The 20,347-nt window shown below is 49.3% G+C and carries 17 protein-coding genes and 1 pseudogene; all 18 read left to right on the top strand.

What is annotated here, in order from left to right:
- Positions 1–101: 101 nt before the first annotated feature.
- The 18 genes and pseudogenes from AB4482_RS14355 (at position 102) to ltrA (ending at position 20,262) form a co-directional block, all read left to right on the top strand.
- Complete coding sequence (locus tag AB4482_RS14355; protein WP_048660709.1) at positions 102–470, top strand: hypothetical protein; 369 nt, start codon at positions 102–104, stop codon at positions 468–470.
- Between the two features lie 175 nt (positions 471–645).
- Complete coding sequence (traA, locus tag AB4482_RS14350; RefSeq protein ID WP_016800088.1) at positions 646–933, top strand: type IV conjugative transfer system pilin TraA; 288 nt, start codon at positions 646–648, stop codon at positions 931–933.
- A gap of 9 nt (positions 934–942) precedes the next feature.
- Entirely contained in the window at positions 943–1,245 is a 303-nt protein-coding gene (gene traL / locus AB4482_RS14345) for a type IV conjugative transfer system protein TraL (RefSeq protein WP_016800089.1), read from the top strand.
- Positions 1,246–1,259: 14 nt separating this feature from the next.
- Positions 1,260–1,835 (top strand): type IV conjugative transfer system protein TraE, encoded by a 576-nt coding sequence (gene traE / locus AB4482_RS14340; protein WP_016800090.1) that lies wholly within the window; start codon positions 1,260–1,262, stop codon positions 1,833–1,835.
- The gene (traK, locus tag AB4482_RS14335) at positions 1,822–2,607 is read left to right on the top strand and encodes a type-F conjugative transfer system secretin TraK (RefSeq protein ID WP_017096434.1); all 786 of its coding nucleotides are present in this window, start codon (positions 1,822–1,824) and stop codon (positions 2,605–2,607) included. Before traE ends, traK begins: the two co-directional genes overlap by 14 nt.
- Positions 2,597–4,141: a TrbI/VirB10 family protein gene (locus AB4482_RS14330; RefSeq protein WP_048666133.1), complete on the top strand. Its 1,545-nt coding sequence runs from the start codon at positions 2,597–2,599 to the stop codon at positions 4,139–4,141. Before traK ends, AB4482_RS14330 begins: the two co-directional genes overlap by 11 nt.
- Positions 4,138–4,533: a type IV conjugative transfer system lipoprotein TraV gene (traV, locus tag AB4482_RS14325; RefSeq protein WP_017104313.1), complete on the top strand. Its 396-nt coding sequence runs from the start codon at positions 4,138–4,140 to the stop codon at positions 4,531–4,533. The genes AB4482_RS14330 and traV overlap by 4 nt, the downstream gene beginning before the upstream one ends.
- A gap of 150 nt (positions 4,534–4,683) precedes the next feature.
- Entirely contained in the window at positions 4,684–7,233 is a 2,550-nt protein-coding gene (gene traC, locus AB4482_RS14320; protein WP_229648361.1) for a type IV secretion system protein TraC, read from the top strand.
- Positions 7,184–7,915: a type-F conjugative transfer system protein TraW gene (gene traW, locus AB4482_RS14315; protein ID WP_102488789.1), complete on the top strand. Its 732-nt coding sequence runs from the start codon at positions 7,184–7,186 to the stop codon at positions 7,913–7,915. The genes traC and traW overlap by 50 nt, the downstream gene beginning before the upstream one ends.
- A 158-nt stretch (positions 7,916–8,073) precedes the next feature.
- On the top strand, positions 8,074–9,084 hold the full coding sequence (traU, locus tag AB4482_RS14310) for a conjugal transfer pilus assembly protein TraU (RefSeq protein WP_017103572.1): 1,011 nt from the start codon (positions 8,074–8,076) through the stop codon (positions 9,082–9,084).
- 253 nt (positions 9,085–9,337) lie between these two features.
- Complete coding sequence (gene trbC / locus AB4482_RS14305; RefSeq protein WP_017103571.1) at positions 9,338–10,051, top strand: type-F conjugative transfer system pilin assembly protein TrbC; 714 nt, start codon at positions 9,338–9,340, stop codon at positions 10,049–10,051.
- A gap of 36 nt (positions 10,052–10,087) precedes the next feature.
- Complete coding sequence (gene traN, locus AB4482_RS14300; protein ID WP_372107313.1) at positions 10,088–11,815, top strand: type-F conjugative transfer system mating-pair stabilization protein TraN; 1,728 nt, start codon at positions 10,088–10,090, stop codon at positions 11,813–11,815.
- A gap of 23 nt (positions 11,816–11,838) precedes the next feature.
- Complete coding sequence (gene traF / locus AB4482_RS14295) at positions 11,839–12,624, top strand: type-F conjugative transfer system pilin assembly protein TraF (protein WP_102561329.1); 786 nt, start codon at positions 11,839–11,841, stop codon at positions 12,622–12,624.
- 44 nt (positions 12,625–12,668) lie between these two features.
- Entirely contained in the window at positions 12,669–13,082 is a 414-nt protein-coding gene (trbB, locus tag AB4482_RS14290) for a type-F conjugative transfer system pilin assembly thiol-disulfide isomerase TrbB (protein ID WP_016800100.1), read from the top strand.
- Positions 13,079–14,485 carry a conjugal transfer protein TraH gene (locus tag AB4482_RS14285; protein WP_016800101.1) on the top strand — a complete coding sequence of 469 codons (1,407 nt, stop codon included), beginning with the start codon at positions 13,079–13,081 and terminating at the stop codon, positions 14,483–14,485. Before trbB ends, AB4482_RS14285 begins: the two co-directional genes overlap by 4 nt.
- Positions 14,486–14,488: 3 nt before the next feature.
- Entirely contained in the window at positions 14,489–17,302 is a 2,814-nt protein-coding gene (gene traG / locus AB4482_RS14280) for a conjugal transfer mating-pair stabilization protein TraG (RefSeq protein WP_229648364.1), read from the top strand.
- Positions 17,303–17,385: 83 nt separating this feature from the next.
- Positions 17,386–17,922 (top strand): hypothetical protein, encoded by a 537-nt coding sequence (locus AB4482_RS14275; protein WP_229648365.1) that lies wholly within the window; start codon positions 17,386–17,388, stop codon positions 17,920–17,922.
- Positions 17,923–18,788: 866 nt separating this feature from the next.
- Positions 18,789–20,262: pseudogene (gene ltrA / locus AB4482_RS14270) on the top strand (group II intron reverse transcriptase/maturase).
- The last annotated feature ends 85 nt before the right edge of the window (positions 20,263–20,347 follow it).

The following is a 20,347-nucleotide window of genomic DNA, read 5'->3' as shown; positions in this document are numbered from 1 at the left end:
CAAGAATGCTCAAGCCAGTTTGTAGCACGGCTCTTGAAAGAGAGCCCATTGTTTTGCTTTTTTAAAAGAACAAAACAATGTCCTAAAAAGGAGTGTGAACGATGCAGATTATCTACGGACATTGTCGTACAGATGAGGCGGCGAATGTATTAGGCCACTTTGTTGAACAAGGGGATTTTGTCAGCGTCAAAGAACTGGGAACGGTCGGGCGTGAACACATGGCGTTTGCCGCCTTACTGTCTTTTACTGGACACCTTTCATTCCCTTTCTATTGGAAGGGTGTTCATTTTGTTGCGGTTCAAAAACAAGTTCAATCAGTTAACCGTCTCACTCTCCCAGCTTCAAAGAATGCTTGTAAAAAACGTTATCGGAAGCTTAAGAACACCATCATTAGCGCTCAAAATTGGAAGCAACATGTGAGTCGTAATCGCGGTTTGAAGTACGCGAAATCTTCTCTGTTTTCTTTATGATGCGTGCCTATACCTGTCGATTTTAACCTTTCTCCCCACGCGCCGTTTAATTTGCACGTTGCACGGTCTGCCTAGGACAACCTAACCCTTCTTCCCAGCTTCTCAGGCAAGGAGGTCTTTTACTCCATCATGACCAAACACTTGATAAATTTATCACTCAATAAGGATATTTATTATGAAAAAACGCACCCAGCGCACCCTCCTTGTCGGGCTTGGCGTTGCTGTCTCGACACTTCTTATCACTCAGCCCGCTCTGGCTGCCGATATCTTCGCGTCAGGTAAACAAGCCATGAAAGACTCGGCGGGCAAAGGCTCTGCGGTTGAAACCGCGATGCTGGGGACTGGGCTTGCGGGGGCGGTCGTCACTGGACTGATGAGCCGTAACTGGTTTGCGGCCGTTGGCGGGTTCATTGGCGGCTCAGTCTTGTGGAATGTTGGAGCACCACTCGTCGGCTTAGGCTAAGGAGTCACAATGGAAGACCCTCATCAGTTTTTTTCTATTCCAAAACACATGAACAAAGGTCGTCGCTGGCTCGGGTTCCCAGTTGATGAACTCGTGCCTGCCCTCTGCATTTTTGGCCTCTCATTCTGGCTTAAACACGAAATGATAGGGCTGACGTTATCGCTGGCTTGGTTTGGGGGATTACGTTACATCAAAGCGCAATACGGTGACAACATAGTTACCCTGTCACTTTATTGGTGGGGGGCTTCCTTTGTCCATCCCACCCTCTTTAAGCGTACCCCCTCAGCCTGTCGTCGTTACTGGATTTTCTAAGGAGACCCTTCATCATGGATCCGTTTGTTAAACGGGATAAGCTGGCCGTCAAAAGCCTCCTCAATCTTTTTTTGAGTGCAGGCTTTCTTGTTATGCTTATCACTAACCTGGTGTTGGGTTACACCAGTTATCAAGCCCTTACCCATCAAAGCCGAACCCTAGTCCCGCCCACCCTCTCTCAAGCCTTTACGGTTTCGGATGGCGCGGTCGATGAACCTTATCTTGAGCAAATGGCGGATTATCTTCTCTACCTGAAACTCAACATCACGCCGGCAAGCGTTGGACGTCAGTTTGGTCAGTTACTTGAATATTTAGACGAGACAAGCTGGTACAACGTTCAACCTAAGCTGCTTCGAGAAGCCACGGTGGTTAAAAAAGATAACATCAGCAGCCAATTTTCTGTCGAGTTGGTCCGAATTTCTCTCGACACTCTCCAAGTACAACTCTACGGGAAACTCCAAAAGCACGTAGGCCAACGCGCACTAGATCCGGAGATGAAGTGGTATCAAGTCAACTTTAGCTATGACCAAGGCGTCATAGGTTTACTCTCCATTGAAGAAGTCGAGGTCAACACCGATGAATCTTTATGAGCAATCATTCACCCCATCGCAGCAATGGCACCCTTATTTTTTATCCATCGCGCTTTGGGTGGTCTTTTTCATCCCCTCTTTTGCCCTGGCTGAAAATGCCGCCATGGTGAGCTATGAGTTTGACGAAGGCGACACGATCCCCTTGTCACTCTCTTCCATTAACGTGAACCGTTTACTGGTCAACAATGACCGTATTATTTCGATCGTCTGCCCGAAAGGGTTTTGCACCTCAACGGGCAACCAAAAAGACGCTTCCGGCTCCATCACCTTAAAAATTAACCTTCCCTTACCGTTTACCGCGCACCTGACGACAGAGAAAGGGCGATTGTTTGCGCTGTTTATTACCCCCAAAGCTACACCATCTTTGGTCACGGAGTTTGTTTGGTCGCAAAATTACAAAGAGCAGCAAAGCCCGATTGAGCAGGCGGCGGATTATCCCGCCGCCATGACAGCGCTCACCAAAGCCATGATACGTTTTGTCCATGATGGCGCTCCCATTGCTGGTTTTAAACGTCACGACGTTGACCCCAAAACCTTACCCAAAGATGAAGCGTCACTGGCCATCATCCCTCAAACGGTCTTCGTGGGCCGTCATTATTCTGGGGTGGTTTATCAGCTCAAAAATCAAAGCCGCAGTGACATGGCGCTGACCACCGCGCAGTTCTACAGCTATTCCGCACGCTCAGCCGCGCTCGATGCCTATCAATTAAAACCTGGGCAAACTACCACGCTCTATCTCATTACTGGAGGAGGCGCCACCCATGCTCGATAAACAAAAAGACGCCTTGGGCCGTTTTAAGAAACGCGTCTTCAAAGACACCGACGGGGACTTTGAAGACGGCGGCACGATCAATGCCGTGACAAGAAAGCGCAATCGCACCATTACGCTCACGGTATTGCTGATATTGACCGCCCTGGCTTTTGTTGTTTGGCGGTTAACACTGTCTCCCCAAGCGCCAAGCAAGGGCATTCAAGATGTCGGATTTGGCGCTGTCGTCACCGATGATTTTACCGACAAAGACAACCAGTCCGCCCTGACGTTTCAACAAGACAAAATCAACCAAATAGAACAAAGCTTAGCGCGGTTTGAAGGCACATTAAGTCGCTTTGGACAAAGCTTAACCTCTGAGTTAGAGAACATTAAAAAGGCCAATGAGCGCGATACAAAATCGCAACTGACAGAGCTTGAGCAGCAGATGCAACAAAAGCTCGATGAAGTTGACGCGCTCAAGGCGCAGCTTGAGACGCAATTAGCCTCAACCCTCAAGGCAGGCGATCCTTCGACTCAACACGGCATCGAGACCAACCAAGGAGACACCTTTGGCCAATACAAACTGCCCCCAAGACCGGCCATTAATAGCAACATGGATAACGCCAAGGTGAATGAGTTCCAGTACCAAGAGCAAGATGATGTGGCCTTTAGTGGTGATGCCTTTGATAGCTTTGAATTTCACTGGCAAGCCAGTGTCGAGGAGAAACAATCCCGTCGCACGACCGATAACTACGTGCCAACCGGCACCTTTGTGACCGCCGTAATTACCGGCGGCGCTGATGCTAATGGGGGCGTCTCTGGACAAGGGGATACCTCACCGATTGTCTTTCAGACAGTCAATCAGGGGGTCTTACCCAACGGTCAGGCCTCTAAATTGAAGGATTGCACGATCACCGGCGCCGTCTACGGTGAGATCTCATCCAGCCGCGGCGTCGCTCGCACCAGTAGAATGAGCTGCATACAACCCAATGGCGATATTCTCGATATCCCCGTCAATGCGACCGTGTTTAACTTTGGTCGCAATGGTATTCGCGGTACCACCATTTTGAAAAACGGTAAGATCGTTCAAATGGCCGGCATTGCGGGGATCTTGCAAGGCGTAGGGGATGCAGGTAAAGCGCTGGCACAAACCACGACACCGACGGCGCTCGGCCCAAGTCAAAGCATCAACAGCGATAAAATTGGCTTGAATCTGCTTGGCGGCGCCACGGAGAGCGTTGGCAGCAAATTGGCGGACTACTACATCAAACTGGCCGAACTCTATCATCCGATAGTGGAAGTCAATCCTGGTGCCATCGTCAATATTGTCTTTTTGGAAGGCTTTCCATTAGATCCATTGCTGGCCGATGAATACGAAACGCGTATGAATGAGCAGCGTGAGCAAGTCTCCAACAGCAATCAACTGTTAGATGTCATTACCAACACCCCCTCTCTTCCACCAACCACTCAAACCGCCCCCATCAACCCTTTAGCGCAAAAAATCACCCAACAAGGGTTAAGCCGCGTGGGCTTTGGGCGTGAGGAATCACCATGAATAGGCACGCTTTGTTTTCACTATCGATACTCTTAGGTCTGACCGGTTGTAGCGCGGGCTTTGAGAGCGAATACAGTTGCGATCAGGTCGGCGGCGTTTCAGGTTGCGTCACCATGAACGAAGTTCGAGACAACCTATACGGTTATACCGGAGGCAGTGGTAACGCCACGGTCTCTTCTCAAGCGCGTCTCGCCCCACCTTCCGCCTTTACCTTACTGCCAAGGCGCAATCGAGAGGGGGAGCCAGAGCGAAGCCAAGAAGACGTTAAAAAACTCACCGTCTTCCCTTTCATCGACAAAGACAATCACTACATCGATACGATGGATGTTTACTTTGTCTTAGACGATAGCCGTTGGTCTGGGCGCCCTGCGCGCGCGATTTGGAAAGATTGATTAGGAAAAAAAGAAACGAAGCTTAAACATCATTTTTATCATGGGCGCGCGACATTCAGTCTCAGCCTTCTCTCAATGAGGGGGGAATCCATCAAGCGGTCCAAGATTGTGTCACGCCCCCTAACATTAAAATAGAAAAAGGGATCCCCCATGTTTTCCTCCTCACGCAGTGGCTTATCCGCCTTATTTCAAGAGGCCAAGCAAGCCCAAAACCACCTTCACCATGAACTGCCGTATCGAGATTACGATCCCATTGAGCGGGTGTTCGACAATCCCCACTCTCGCGGTTTTGGCTTTAAAATCAGTGTCCTTGGGGGCGCTAACGACGATTTAATTCAGTCGTTAAGCCACCTCATGGGGGATTTGCCAGCAGGGGATAAATGGGACTATCAAGTGCAGCTGTTTGGTCACAACCGAGTGGCGCACTATCTCGAAGGAAACCAAGCTCTACTCAGTCAGCGAGGCGGTATCTGCCAGAAGCTGGCTAACGATGACGCCATTTACGCCCACTACGCCGCGCAGCACGGTTTTTTACACCGACAAAAAAACAATCGCTTTGATTTGCGCGATTACGACGCGTTCTTTTTTGTCTCCACCACGGAAAAAGACCCACAAGAGCTGCTTGATGCGCGAATGACTCTAGAGACAGGACTGGCGCAGCTTGGTTTTGATTTACTGCCCGTCACGCCTGAGATGTTGCTGACCGATGTGAGTGATATCTTAAACTTTGATAAACGACAAGACCGGCCAAAGGAAAAAGGCTACAACCCGTTAGAGCCTTTGAACCTGCAAGCCCTCTCTCCCGATACCGAAGCGTTAACGCATCGTGGCCATATCGCCACCCGTCATACCAATGACCAAGGGGAGGAGGTGCGCACACGGCTGGTCAATTTGGGACTTTCTCGTCTGCCTGGGGATTATCGCTTGTACGCCTTACCTGAGGCCTTTTCTTCTCTTCGCAACGTTTCTCGTAATATCACTTGCCCTCACCGCGTCACGTTGAGCTTTCGTAATGAGCCAACCGGTAAGCAAAATGCGGATAACGATAATAAGATAAAAGACTTAACCAAGACGGTGAACAGCCAAATGGCGCTGCTGGCTCCAACAGCGGAAGATGAGCTCAAAGAGCGAAAAGCCCTACAAAAAGGTCTGTTGTCTAAAGAGTTTACCATTGCGTCTATGGTACTCACGGTCTCCCTGTTTACCGATAAGACCCACCAGAAAAAAGACACCCAAGCGGCGAAGGAGTCATTCAGCCATGCTGGCCTTGATATCATTCCCCTGAAAATGAATCAGCCACAAGCGCTGCTTTCAACGTTGCCTTTTATGATGAGCGAAGGGTTGTGGGGCGATTGTAAAAAAGCCGGCCGAGTTCGCACGTTAAAAAGCTCTAATCTGGTGAACCTCTTCCCTCTCATCATGGATTTTTGTCAGTTAAAAGGCGGCGTATTGCTGCCCACGATGCGCCAGCAAATTTCTTTCTTTAACCCTTTCACCTGTGGCAGTGATAACCAAAATATCGCTCTGACCGGAGGCTCAGGCGCAGGGAAAAGCTTTCTGGTTCAAGAGATTGCCGAAACGGTTTACGCCATGGGCGGTAAAGTGTGGATCCTCGATAAAGGGGCCAGCTATAAAAAATTGACGCTCAGCCTTGGGGGGACGTACATGACGCACGCCAACATCTTCTTAAATCCCTTCACGCATTTAGGCGCCATGCAAAGTGCTGAGTTTGAGTTTGTGGATGATGACGGTAGACCGGTCGACCCCATGATGGAAGCGCTCGATAATATCACGGCGTTGTTTGCCACCATCGCGTCACCCTACGTCCCACTGACGGCGTTTCAACAAAGCGTCTTAGGCGATGCGATAGTGACGGCATGGGAGCGTAAAGGTAATCAAGCCTTGGTGGATGATGTCAGAGACGCCTTGATTGAGATTGCTGGAGAAGAAAGCGACCGACGCATCAAAGACATTGCGGTGCAACTGAAAAAGTTCTGCACCGACGGCATGTACAAAGATGTGTTCAACAAGCCCTCCATGCTCGACCCCAGTGTGGAAATCACCACGCTGGAGCTGGATGGGTTTCCGCCTGCTGTGCTCAGACCCGTGATTTTTGCGTTGATGGTTTCGATTAACCAGCAGATGTACCTGGCTGGCTCTCGCTCTACCCCAAAGCTGTGCATCATTGAAGAAGCCTGGAGCCTCCTCTCTGGGGCAAACGAGCAAGCGAGGGAGTTCATCAACACCGGTTATCGCACCGCCCGTAAGTTCGGCGGCGCTTTTTGTACAGTGACTCAAGGGATTGAAGACTTCTTTAGCAACGAGGAAGCCAAAGCCTGCTACAACAACTCCGATATCCACATCATTCTTCGTCAAGGGGAAGGGTTTGATGAGTATCTGACCCAAAACCCGGATGCCTTCTCACCGTTTGAGCAGCGCCTCATTAAAAGTTTCGCTCCGTCTGCCGAAGCGGGATACAGCAGTGCGCGCATCAAAGCGGGTGGCCATGTCACCTATCACCGCTTTTTCGCCTCTCCGGTGAAACGCGCCATGTTCTCAACCGAGCCTAAGGAGTTTGAGTATTGTGAAAATCTTTATAAACAAGGCCACTCACTGGAGCGCGCCATTGAGCAAACCTCCAGGCACTTTTATGGCAAAGACATTGACGCCTTTAATCAAGCCATTGGGGCGAGCGCTTAAATCCCCCCTTTTTCTTTTGGTCGCTGGACTGGCAACGACAAATGCCGCTGGAAAGAACTTGGGCCAAGTGGCCCCTATCTTCCCCATCGGTGAGATTGACATGCTGGAGTGGATTGACCAAAGACTGAAAGGGTTTGAGGCCAGTGGTCAATTAGCGGACATGCAAAACGAGTTCACGGAGCGCGCCAAGCAAAGCATTGAAAACCCACCGCCCGTTGCAGGCTTAACCACCACGATCAACCCCCGCACCTTTTACGTTGACCCAAGCATCACCCTCCCTAAAGACATTATCGCCCCCACTACAGGAGCCGTGATTGCCAAAGCGGGCACCAGAGTGAACCCCTTTGATACCCGCACTTGGCCAAAGGTCGACGGTCAAAACGTTCTACCACAATTTGAGTTAAGTAAGGTGCTGGTCTTTTTTGATGCCAGAGACGCGCAGCAACGAAGGTTCGCTAGCGAGTATCAAAACGCCAAGCCAATCAAGTGGGTACTGACAGGAGGCAGCCCGAATAAAATGGCGACCTTATTGGACGCAAGAATGTATTTTGCGCAGCAAGGCCACTTAACCCAATCGCTTAACATTACTCACGTCCCAGCGATTGCCTACCAAGAAGGCACGCGCTGGCGCATCGATGAGGTGAACGTATCGGGTTTGCACCCCTTGGCGATAGAGCAATAACAATGACATCGCATTGGAAGTGCGCACCTCCCTTGATTATGCTTCCAGTATGACGCTTTTTTTTTCTTAACCAAGCTCGCTTTTGGCGGCGATTATGGGGCGAAGCCTCTTGTCGAGACAAAAGGAGTACCACGCTCGGCGTGGAAAAAGGACACCCCATGACACAACGACACTTTCGTTTACTGTTGTGCTGCCTATTGGTTTTTATTGCCCCATCAACCCTAGCAGCCAGTGCGGCGTGTAAAAGCCGTTTTATTAACCCCATGACCGATATTTGTTGGGATTGCTTGTTTCCGATGACGATAGGCTCAGCCACCGTCATGCCCTCTAAGTACCCCGATACGCCCAATCCCACACTGCCTATCTCTTATTGCCCTAAACCGCCGCCTATCTTTGTGCAAATAGGCATCAACATTGGCTATTGGGAGCCTTATGCCTTAACCGATATCACGCGCGTCCCTTACTGTATGGTGAACATGGGCGTGCAAATGTCCGGCGCTAACACTCAGCGTATCGGTGGGCGCGTGACCGCCCGTGAGAGTGACAGCAGTGACGGAGGCTTTTATCACGCCCATTGGTATAAGTACCCCGTTATTTATTGGCTGCAACTGATGCAATCCACCGCCTGCATGGCCACGGACGTTTTTGATGTGGCCTACATGACGGAAATTGACCCACTTTGGGACGACGATGAGTTATCCCTCATTCTCAATCCCGAAGCGTTACTGTTTGGTAACTTGGTTGCGCAGCTTGCTTGCGTGCCCGAAGCCCTGTTGACCTCCACTAACGCTGCCTTACCTATTGATGCTTTATTTTGGTGTTTAGGCTCACAGGGCAGTGCCTATCCGCTCACCGGCACCACCAACTATCGAGACACGCCCATCCAGGCGGCGACACTCTTGATGGAAAAGCTGAACTACAAACTGCACCGGCAAGGAATCATCTGGGAGACGCGCGGCGAAGATGGCGCGATTTGTTATCAATATCCCGATCCTATTTTGCCAAAATCTCGTTATCGGTATCAAATGTCGGGGCCTATTCCCGATGCCGCCTGGTGTCACCCGTACACCACGACAACCACAATCTGGGAAGCCGGCCATGACAACCCGGTGACAGGGGATAACTTTGGTTTTGTACAATGGCGAAAGCGCAACTGTGTCTTTTTATAAGGTGACGCGATGATGCCCATTCTTCCCCACAAAAATGAAACGGACCTATTTATTGCCAGTCACCCTGACTCCCTTACCGATTTTTTAAAAACAGAGCTCGCCAACAACAAGCACATTTACTGCTGTTTCCCGCTCTCGCAGTTTTGCTTCTCGTTTTGTCGCGATCTCAATGCTCGTAAGGTGCTGTCAATCAGCTTCCAAAACGCTCACACCCTCTACCCACCCTTTCAGCGGCCATAATGAAGAGGTTACTATGACCATTCCATCTTTTGAGAGCACCTTTAGGCGCTCTCTTGTTTTTCTGTGTTTTTTTATCGCGTTACCCGCCCAAGCTTACACTGAGCAAGAGCTCAAATCTTTTGCCAAGCTTGAGCAAAAAATGACTCAACAACCGGAGGCGGCGAAGACGTGGCCTACGGACGACATACAAAATAAAGCCCAGGCTTATCGAGAAGAAGCGCTGACTCTCAGCCGCAATGTTCAAGATTTGATAAAAGAGGAGAGCCTGTCCCCCTTATTGGGGCGACAAAAGCCCACGCGCAACCCTGACCAAGCCCCAAAAGGGGTAATGGTGTTTGTTTCACTCACCATGCCCAAGACCGCGCTCAAACAGCTTCTGATGCAAAGTGAGCACTTAGGCGTTCCACTGGTGATACGCGGTGTCTTACCTGAAGGTTTTCCGGCCACGGCCAAGCGGATCGAGGCCTTGATACGCTCCCCCAATAAGGCGCCCATTCAAAGCGGCTTTTCCATCAGCCCTGATTGGTTTAAGCAATTTGATATTCATCGCGTACCGGCCTTTGTTTCGGTCAAACAAAACCGTTGCTTACCTAAGCAGCCTTGCAAAGCCAGTGACTACGACATCCTTTACGGCAACATTTCACTTTACCAAGCTCTGGATTACCTCGCGGCCGGGGATGCGCAGCAAAACATTCATCCACTGTTGCGCACGCTCTATGCCCAATAACCCTCTCTCACCCCAACTTTTGATGAGGTGCTCCTTATGCGCATTGACCTCTGGGCTGCGCTCACGCTCAGTTTTTTATCTACTCTCGCTCTTGCCAGCGAACAACAAACCTTTACCGAGAGCGCCAATTGGGCGAAGCAAACGGCAAGCCAAGCTCTCACGCCTCATGCGCTTCCACTCAATGTCGATGACTATTGCAAAGACGCCACGTGTCGAAAAGAGATCCGCAGTCCAAAAGAGTCAAGACTGTCAGACAGTGATATCAATGCACAAAAAGGGACAGAGTTTGTGACCAATGGATTGGCTCAAGACATCAACACCCACTTTAATAAAGGGCGCCCCGATGTTAAAAGCGACCCAGCGATGCGCTTTGCCTTACTCGGCCAAGAGAATGCGTATGAAATCACTCACGGTCTCTCAAATGCCTATGTGGATTGTGATAGCGGCTCCCAGTGCCTTATCGAACACATTCCTAAACAGTGTCATCGTCCAACGAATAACAATGTGCCTTGTACAAAAGTCCCCGTTGCCTCCGTGAGCACCGGTGAGGTGAGCTACCGCTGTCCATCCGGCTGGACACAACAAGGGAGGGATTGCCAACGCCCCCTCCCACAATGCCGATACAATAATGACAATTACGTGAGGCAATCAGGGACTAGAAGAGGTTTTTCGGGATCAGAAACCACGTATTTTTGGGATGGAAAGATAGTCTCTCCCAACCAAGGCTACACGCTTGGCGATTTAAAATATACCATCAACTTAAACTGGCAATGGAGCGCATACTGGCATAAACGCTACGAGATTTGTCGACCCACCACACAAACGAAAAAAGCCACCTTGAGCTGCTCAAACGGATTCTCCTTATCCGGAGGGAACTGCATCAAAAACACCATGACCTGGCGAACACAATGCCGCCTGATGAACTCGTGCAAGGTCACTCGCCAGCAATGTATTGAAGGTCGAGCCACCCGCACCATTAATGGCATTCCCACCACGCTCAATTGTTGGAAATATCGGATAGACCATCATTGTGACCGCCCTAATACCTGCGCAAACCTCCCGAAAGACTGTACGACTCAAACTCAACATTGCAGCCTTAAGCAAAATGGGGTGTGCGTCGAGCAAGAGGTCACAAAGCGTTGTGTTGAGAAGACATGCCGAACCACTGATCTGCAATGTGGGGAGCACTCCTTCTGTCTTGACGGGGAGTGTTACGAGGAGGCGCCCAAATTGAATAACAATTTTGATAAGTCCGTTGCGGCACTGGCAGGACTTGCCGAAGCCGTGAAAGACATCGGCGACCCACCCAAAATATTCACGGGAAAGCCGATGAAGTGCAGTAAGAAACTCGCGGGCTTCAACGATTGTTGTAAAGACTCAGGATGGGGGCAAGGATTGGGAGCGAAATGCAGCGAAGCGGAAGAAGCGCTGGGGGAAGCCAAAGAGAAAGGCTTAACCCTGTACGTGGGGCAATACTGCGCCAAGAAAGTGCTGGGTGTCTGCACCCGTAAAAAGCGCAGTTACTGCGTTTACGACAACAAGCTGGCCAAAATCATCCAAGAGCAAGGGTCTCTTCAGCAACTGGGTAAACGGTTAGGCAGTGCTAAAAATCCCACCTGCGCCGCTATTACGCCCGAAGAACTGGGTCAAATCAATTTTGAATACATTGATTTTAAAGAGTTCTACCCGGAAATGCGTGCCAACACCAACCTCCCCAACTTTGATGAAATCAAGAAACGACTTCAAAGTGCCACGGGCGGATAACCGCCTCCACGGAATCAAGGTCTATGATGATGAAAAAACCTCTGCTTTGCGTCATTACCCTAGCGCTGCTGACTCACCTCCATCCAGCTCTTGCTCAAGAAACCCCTCCTGGGTGGCGCTGGTACAACGAGCCAAAGGCAATGCCCGTAACGCCCAAACCTAAGCCGCTACCAAGCAACACTCAAACCACCGTATCAAGCCCTAAAACGTTATCGGCGACCGAACAGATGGCCTGGTTTCACTCTGTGCATATTGAAGCGCAAAACGACGCGGCCATTCATCCCAAAGATAAAGACAAGCTCGCGAAGTTTTTAGCGTTAAATCATTTTATCACGGACCAAACCGACCAATTAGGCATGACCTTTAAAGCGCTGCTGCTCGAAAGACCTGAGTTTTCTTACACCAAAGACCATCCGACAGAGCAAGCGGCAAGACAAGTGTATTTAACACTGGAGGATAAGAAGAAAACCGACGCGGTTGAAAAGATGAAACAAGACGGATGGGGCTTTTTCTTTGTTTATGAAGGAAAAGATACGCTAAGCCAGCAACTCGCCCCGTCCATTCAAGCGTTTGCTGACCAATACCATTTTGAGCTCCTTGGGATCAGTAATGATGAAACCTTCATCACTCACCTCAAAGAAAACCGCCACAACCAAGGAAAAGTCACGGTGCCTTTTACGCCCGCCTTGATTTTGGTGCATCCAAGCACTGGAGAGATGAAGCCACTGGCGTACGGCTGGATAAGCCAAAATGATTTAATTGGGCGCTTTTACAACGTCGCCACCCACTTTGAGCAATCGGATTTTTAAAGCCACTCAATCCATGTAAAACCACCCAAACGTAAGGAGGCGCTATGCCATTTCTTCGTACCCTTGTGCTTGCTTTTTTGATTCATGCCGCCAGCGCACACGCTGCCATGCAAAACCAATATGCCCTAGTGTTCTTTTTTGAAAGCACCTGCCCGTACTGCCATAAGACCGCCCCTAAAATCACTCGTCTTGGCGAGCGATTTCAATTGCCGGTTTACGCCTTCTCTGTTGATGGGCCGGGCCTTCCAGGGTTTGAGGTCCCTATCCCTGTCACACCAGAGATAGGCAAGACCTTTTTCCCAGGCCAGGGAAAAACGGTCATGCCTGCGACCTTCTTAATGAACGTGAACAGCCGTAAGTTCTCACGTCTGAGCATTGGAGACGTACCAGAAAGCACGCTTGCCCAAAGCATTCAGAACGCCCTTAACGATCCGCGAGTGCAGGAGGCTCTCCAATGAAGCGCTCACTTTTCCACCACTTGTCCACCGTTGCGGTGAATAAGCGAGTTATTCCTTTATTTCTCATCAGCTTATCAGGCGTAAGTCACGCCGACACCAACCACTCGCTGGCCCGCTTTTTTGATAACTCAGGGTACAACGCCAACGTCTCAACCCCGACGGCTTACCAAGGGCAATCGGCCAACTACTACACCGGTGGCAGTTTGTTTGTGCGTAATCAAATTGTCGATGCACAGTTGGTCAGCGTCACTGTCCCCTCCATCAGTACCGGGTGCACTGGCATTGATATGTTTATGGGGGGATTTTCACACATCAGCTCAGACCAACTGGTGAAACTGGGCAAAGCCATTATTCATAATGCCCCTCCTTTTATTGTCAACTTAGCCCTGCAAACCTGGGCACCGCAGCTCAAGCAAAATCTGGATAATCTCCAAGCCAGGCTCGACAAATATCTCAATCAATCGGTGAACTCTTGTGAAGCCGCGCAAGCGTCCATCGGTGGACTGGCCGCCTTTGCCGCTCCTGCTACCAAAAAGCATGTCTGCGCGACGCTTGGTACACAAAACAACGCCTTCTCAGATTGGGTTCAAGGGCAGCAGGAATGTGGCGCAGGAGGCAAAGCAGCGGGTCAGCTAAAGGACGCCAAAAAGGATCCAGCCCTGAAAGACATGACCCAAACCAATCACAACGTGGTCTGGTCTGCGATCATGAATAACGCTTTTTTGTCCTCCGACAAAAATCTAGCGCAATTCATGATGAGTTTGTCAGGCTCTTACGTGTACGACAAAGACGGCAATCCGCGTTATTACCCTAGCCTTTTGACCGACAACAACAACCTCGTCAACGTGCTGCTCGAAGGGGGCAAGGCTGACGTTTATCAGTGTCGCAAAACAGGCCCAGATGCGTGCATTACCATTACCAAGCGTAATAACTTATCCATAAGTCAAACTAACGGCATACAAAACCAGATACGCAAACAACTGGAATCGATACTGCAAAAGATAGCCACCGACCAAAGACTCACGCGTCAACAAGAGGGTTTTCTGGAGCTGATTCAAACGCCGGTACTCAAGTTCTTTATTGACGACTTATCCGCCAATCAAACCCCCGATACCAGCAACTACTCGCGAATGATAGCGGTGGAGCTGCTTAATCAGTACCTCGTGAGCATGTTAAATGTTGCCCGCCAATCCTTGGCCAACACCAACAACAGCCAGGATGACATCGCCCTCATCACTCGTGATATCGATAACGCCAAACGCTTTACCGCGGGGCTGGCTGAGAATGCCATTGAGGCGCTCAACAACCGCAATCAACTGATTGACTCGCAAAGAAAGACCACGCAGCAAAGCACAAAAGAAATCAGCACGACCACCAAACCTACCCCGGCTTATGGGAACTGACCTATGATACTCGAATATTACACTTACACTTCCGGCGAAGTGGTCAACAAAGCCTTTAATGCGCTGGCCACTTTTTTTAGAACCAATACCTTTGGGGATTACTTACAGATGTGCATGATGCTGGGGCTTATCACCAGTTTGTTTATCTTCATGCTGTCACGTAACCCCAAAGACCTCATCAAATGGATGGTGGTGTTCTTTGCCGTACCCCTGTTTCTTATCAACATGAAAGCCGACATGCTCATCATTGATAAGACGCAACCGGGTAAGGCTTACAAGGTGGATAATGTCCCTTACCTCGTGGCCGTGCCTACTTACTTTTTCTCTTCTATCATGGTGGGGATGGCCGAAGGTGTGGAAGGCATTTTCACCACCTCCGACGATGAGCGTTATGGTCGTACTGGGATGTTGTTTGGCTCGGAGCTGTATCAGCTCTCAAGACAATCCAGAATCAATGAGCTGGCACTACAAAAACTCTGGCGAGACTACTTTCATAACTGCATGATTGGGGATGTGAGAATCAATGGGAAATACACCTGGGATGAACTCTTTACCGCCCCTGATATTTTTGCCTTTTTAGACGGCGTTAGGCAAAGCCCGTTGCGCGCCCTTTATCTTGATGAGGGCGGCGGCCGAAGCACCTACAAGCGATGTGAAGAAGCTTACCCTATCATCAAGCAGCGCTTTGATGATGCCGCCAATAAAAACATGAGCTTGTTAGCGCATCAATTGCTTGGCAAAGACGCGGACCGTTATAAGCCGCAAGTGGTGCAGTCACTCACCCGCAGCTACGACAAATTTTTTAGAATGAGTACCAGCGCGTCCAGCACCATCAAACAAAACATGCTGATGAACGAGCTACGCTACAACCTTGATAGCCTTGACCCAACGCAAGCTGCGCTCAATTACGCTTATACCACCAATAAACTGCAAACCACCTCAATGTGGGCGTCATTAGGTTTGATGGCAAGAGAATACTTGCCGATGCTCCATACCATGATGTTTATGTTGTTCGCGTGCCTAGGCTTCTTTGTTGCAGGTGCCGCGGTCATTCCTGGCTTGACCATGATGGTGTTAAAAAACTATTTTGGGACGTTTGCCTTTTTGGCCACGTGGCCAGCCTTGTTTGCCATCATCAACGGCTTTCAGCTTTGGGGACTGGAATCTCTGTCTACGGATGTCTCGGGGAAGTTCGGGGGGCTAGTGCTTTCCAACGCGAATGCCGCGGATGAGCTTCACAGCCGCTTCGCCTGGATCACGGGTATCTTGATGATAGGCGTCCCTATGATAGCCAAAGGCATTTTAAAAGGCGGTCAAGAAGTCATGTCGAGCATGAACTACCAGCTCTCGAGCATGATTAACTCGACCAATGCCAGAGCGAGCGCTGCAGCGTCCACGGGTAATCTGGATTTTGGCAGTATGCAGATTGACAACCACAGCATGAACAACACCCATGCCAATAAGTTTGATACCAATACCCTCGCCAACCAAGGTCACAGCTACACCCAAAACCCAGACGGCTCGGTGACCACACAACACGGAGATGGGCGCACCACCTACGACAGCTCACAAACCACCAGTCGCGGCAACATCAGCGCCAACACGCAAAGCATGCTGCAAGAGAGTGTGGCGAATGCCCGCAATCAAACGCAGCAAAACCTTGAACAAACCAGTACCCAACTGAGTCAAACCCTCCAAGGAGGCGCGGCGCTGAGCGACCGCTGGCATGATAGTGTGGGTAAAAACCTGGCTTACGGTGAAGGCAGCACCAGTGGCTTTAATACTCAAGTCAGCCAAGGTATGAATGACATGCAAACGGCGGTTGACAGCGTGATTCAACAAACGGGTTGGACGAAAGACCAATCACAAGCTTACCTGCAAAGTGTCTATGGCGGCTTCGAGGGCGGCGTAGGCACCGGTAAAGGGGCATCGCCATTCAATTTAGGCGCCAGTGGCGGCGTGAAATGGTCTGATGATGAACGTACGGCTTACAGCAAGATGAATACCGAGCAAAAGCAGCAGCTTGAGCAAGCCACGCAGCAATACACCGAAGGGGCCAATGCCGTGACCAGTGCCGGCACGCAGGTGGACAATAAAGACACCCGAACTTCGGTTGAGCAGTTTGCGCATGACTTTGCGATTAACGCCAGCAACACCAAGTCTCTTGGTGTAAGTGCCATGCAAAGCCAATCGGACTTGAACGCCCTCTCGAATACTCAAACGCGCCTCGACTCTGGCAGTGCCAGCTTTACGGCCAACGCGATTCAAGGCTTCCAGAATTACTTGGAAAAAGACATAGGATTAAACCAACCAGACGTCCAACGCCTAATGACCGCTTACCAACCGGAAGATATTGCTGATGCTAAAAAGTCTTGGCAAGAATACACACGCACTGAAGAGTTCACCACCATGGCGGGACTCGATGGTGACACGGCGAAGATTGTGGCAACAATGGAGAAAGCGCATGAAACCACCACCCCAACCCAACAACCAGAACTGACACCCGAGCAAAACAACACGATGGAGAAAGGATGGGCTAGTACCGTCGATACCGTGGCACACACCCGCACCGAGATGCTGCATACCAAGGGAACGGGCGGACTCTTTAATCAAGCGCGCTTTGATGGGGTTACCGATGATGTAAAACTTCAACAAGAGGAAGCGCAGAAACCCATCATCAAACCTGAGCCGATGATTGAACTGACAGTCAAGTCGCAGGTAGAAAAGGAGATCACTAGACCCGAAAGGACGGAATACGTCACCTCCGACCAAGCCTATCCTGCGGTGCCAAGATACACACAAAACTCGAAAGAATAATACTTAACTAGGTGCATAAAAAAGAACTTTATGTACCGCCTAAATACTGGTATTATGATCAGGTATCTAGAGGGAGAATGACCATGAAAACAGTCTTACCATTACTGCTGCTTACCTGTGCGAGCGTGCAAGCTCAACCCCACTCTCCCGAGCTCACTCAACTGCTGAGCGAGATACACGAGCAGTACGAACTCGCAATGATAAATAAAAGACCATATTCCCAAAACCTGCCGGACATCACCAAACTGCCCTACTTCTTGCAGCACATTGACGAGACGGACACCGTGGAGTCCATACGCTTAAACGCCTACCTACAAGGTTTGCATACTGCGTATTTTGACAATGCCTATAATCAAAAACAGCTAGGCGGAGGAAGCTGGTTCTGTATGCGCGATACAATGGCACTCGATCCAAGGCGCCACCCTGAGTTCCTTGAAGATATGATCTGGATGGTACTTGAGAAAACCGCCAAAAACGATCCGCAGAAGTTCAGACGAGCAAACTATGCAGGGTCCTTCGGCGTTGATATTTCAATGATTATTAACTACGGCTTACAAACCGAATACCCTTGCTACAGCCCTATCCCTAAATCGTTACAATTTAACGGCTGGAAATATTAATCTCGGCATAGGATATCCATCGAGAGTGAATGTAATTTCAGGTATAAGGCCAGTACGAGAGAGTAGGAACGGGTTAAATGTCTTTATTCTAGACTAGGTATTCATTGGCCGCTGCTTGGGCACAAAAACGTTCCTTTAACCCCTTATATAGCCCAAGAAAGTATTACGTTCCTGTTTCCATGAGTAGCAAGCAATAAAGTATCCTCTTAAAATGGCAGCGATCGCATCGGTACGCTGCTATTCGTTCTAATGAATCATTAGAGTAGTAGCTCTAGCTCATTTCTGCCCGTGCGACCTGAAGTCGTATGAAGCGTTGTTCACCACGACAAGAGTGAACCATCTGTATCACCAGATGACCCTAAGATCCTGAATAAAGTAGCGGATCTGACAATGTAACGAAACTTGGCCGTTAGGCTGAGTGGGAACAAAATCGTGAGAGGATGTTCCTCCTGAAAACCACAATTCGGGTAAGTGCTAGGGAGTCAATATGATGAACGTATGTGAATCCATTAAAGGTGCGTCATATGATGAAGCAGCGGAAGTGGTTAATACGCTGTGGCCAAAACGGCAACGAGAGTCGGAAAGGAGTTGGGCATTGGCCTTTCGTGATCAAAGTACTCTCCGCACTAGAGTGGGCATCTAAGTTGACATTTTACGTAACATACGGAACAGGGTAAGCCTGTATCGCTCCCTATGGGAAAGCCCTTGTGGCCGATAGTGATGCGGGTAAAGGAGGTCGGAGAAAGCGAAGGCTGCATTGTAACGATGCAGATACAGACTCGTGTCTGGTCACGAAAGTGAGCCCACTTCCGACTGGTCTTTCGTTGCGAGAGAGTTTGAAGAACTTTATTTAAGGAGAAACGCAAATGATGATTTCTAAAGAGATTAGTGCCTCTCCTGACAGTGCTCAATGGCAGTCTATCGACTGGAAACCTATTGAGTCGCATGTATTAAAGCTTCAGATGCGTATCGCAAAGGCAACTAGAGAAGGTAAACACGGTAAAGCGAAAGCCTTGCAGTGGATACTAACCCATTCTCGCTCAGCCAAGCTTCTTGCAGTAAGGCGAGTATCTCAAAATAAAGGTAGTAAAACGTCTGGAATAGATGGTGTCATCTGGAACACAGATGCACGCCGCATAAAAGCAGTTAATCAATTGAGTCGAAAGGCGTACAAAGCCCAACCGCTCAAGCGTATCTACATCCCTAAAAAGAACGGCAAGCTCAGACCATTAGGCATTCCATGCATGATTGACAGAGCGCAACAAGCCCTCCATCTTCTTGCATTAGAGCCTATATCGGAAATGCTTGCTGACCCTAATAGTTATGGATTTAGGCCAAATCGCAGTACTGCCGATGCAGTTGGGCAGTGTTTCAAATGTTTGGCATTAAAGAAATCAGCTAAATGGGTACTTGAAGGGGATATTAAAGCTTGTTTCGACAAGATCGGCCATCAATGGCTTCTTGATAACATCGTTATTGATAAGAGAATGTTGGAACAATGGCTAAAATCTGGCTTTATGGACAAAGGTCTGTTTTATCGCACCGATGAGGGAACACCGCAAGGTGGGATAATATCACCAACCTTGATGCTAATGACTCTTGCTGGACTTGAGCAGCATATTAAGTCTACGGCCCTCAAAAAGGGTAGTAGAGCCAATTTCATTGGATACGCCGACGATTTCGTCGTCACCTGCGCTTTAAAGGAAGTGTTGGAGAACGATATCAAACCGTTGATCGCTGAATTTTTAGCGGAAAGAGGCTTAACATTATCCGAAGAGAAAACGCACATTACACACATCGATAACGGCTTTAACTTTCTAGGGTTCAATCACAGAAAGTACAAAGGGAAATTGCTCATTAAACCGAGTAAATCTAACACATTGCTGTTCTTGAGCAATCTGCGCGAACTCATCAAAAAGCATGCAACAACCTCTGTAAACGATCTTATCAAACTGATAAATCCGAAATTAAGGGGTTGGGCTAATTATTATCGCCATTGCGTGGCTAAACAGGTATTCGGATATGTAGGTCATAAGCTATTTCTTGCATTATGGTACTGGGCAGTGAGGCGTCATCCGACAAAATCCAAAACTTGGGTGGCCCTTAAATACTTCGTCAACCGAAAAGGCCAATGGCATTTTCATGGTTGGCAGAAGATCATGGATATGGATTGCCAGTTCAATCTCTTCCAAATAGCCAAAGTACCGATCGAGAGACATGTAAAAAATCCGAAGTGCAGCGACACCATATGACCCTCAACACCAAGAATACTTGGCTAAGAGAAAGTCAAAAAGGCAAGCTCGCAACTCTTGGAAGGAGCCTACTCTCGCTGCTTTATAAGTTGCTGGGTATCAAACGATGCCTTCGTGAAGGCTTGAGCCTAGTGCAGTGAAAGTTGCACGCTGGGTTCTTATATGGACTCTCG

It is taken from the genome of Vibrio sp. 10N.222.55.C7 (assembly GCF_041473335.1).
In the GTDB taxonomy this organism is placed as follows: domain Bacteria; phylum Pseudomonadota; class Gammaproteobacteria; order Enterobacterales; family Vibrionaceae; genus Vibrio; species Vibrio crassostreae_C.
Note: the sequence above shows the minus strand (reverse complement) of the source record. Positions and strands in the feature narration are given on the sequence as shown.

Excerpts from the sequence above, each read along its gene's own strand:
- traV (WP_017104313.1), top strand. The coding sequence starts at position 4,138 with ATGAATAGGCACGCTTTGTTTTCACTATCGATACTCTTAGGTCTGACC.
- trbC (WP_017103571.1), top strand. The coding sequence starts at position 9,338 with ATGACCATTCCATCTTTTGAGAGCACCTTTAGGCGCTCTCTTGTTTTT.
- traK (WP_017096434.1), top strand. The coding sequence starts at position 1,822 with ATGAATCTTTATGAGCAATCATTCACCCCATCGCAGCAATGGCACCCT.
- traN (WP_372107313.1), top strand. The coding sequence starts at position 10,088 with ATGCGCATTGACCTCTGGGCTGCGCTCACGCTCAGTTTTTTATCTACT.
- traG (WP_229648364.1), top strand. The coding sequence starts at position 14,489 with ATGATACTCGAATATTACACTTACACTTCCGGCGAAGTGGTCAACAAA.
- traF (WP_102561329.1), top strand. The coding sequence starts at position 11,839 with ATGATGATGAAAAAACCTCTGCTTTGCGTCATTACCCTAGCGCTGCTG.
- traE (WP_016800090.1), top strand. The coding sequence starts at position 1,260 with ATGGATCCGTTTGTTAAACGGGATAAGCTGGCCGTCAAAAGCCTCCTC.
- traU (WP_017103572.1), top strand. The coding sequence starts at position 8,074 with ATGACACAACGACACTTTCGTTTACTGTTGTGCTGCCTATTGGTTTTT.
- traC (WP_229648361.1), top strand. The coding sequence starts at position 4,684 with ATGTTTTCCTCCTCACGCAGTGGCTTATCCGCCTTATTTCAAGAGGCC.
- AB4482_RS14275 (WP_229648365.1), top strand. The coding sequence starts at position 17,386 with ATGAAAACAGTCTTACCATTACTGCTGCTTACCTGTGCGAGCGTGCAA.
- trbB (WP_016800100.1), top strand. The coding sequence starts at position 12,669 with ATGCCATTTCTTCGTACCCTTGTGCTTGCTTTTTTGATTCATGCCGCC.
- traW (WP_102488789.1), top strand. The coding sequence starts at position 7,184 with ATGGCAAAGACATTGACGCCTTTAATCAAGCCATTGGGGCGAGCGCTT.
- AB4482_RS14285 (WP_016800101.1), top strand. The coding sequence starts at position 13,079 with ATGAAGCGCTCACTTTTCCACCACTTGTCCACCGTTGCGGTGAATAAG.
- traL (WP_016800089.1), top strand. The coding sequence starts at position 943 with ATGGAAGACCCTCATCAGTTTTTTTCTATTCCAAAACACATGAACAAA.
- traA (WP_016800088.1), top strand. The coding sequence starts at position 646 with ATGAAAAAACGCACCCAGCGCACCCTCCTTGTCGGGCTTGGCGTTGCT.
- AB4482_RS14355 (WP_048660709.1), top strand. The coding sequence starts at position 102 with ATGCAGATTATCTACGGACATTGTCGTACAGATGAGGCGGCGAATGTA.
- AB4482_RS14330 (WP_048666133.1), top strand. The coding sequence starts at position 2,597 with ATGCTCGATAAACAAAAAGACGCCTTGGGCCGTTTTAAGAAACGCGTC.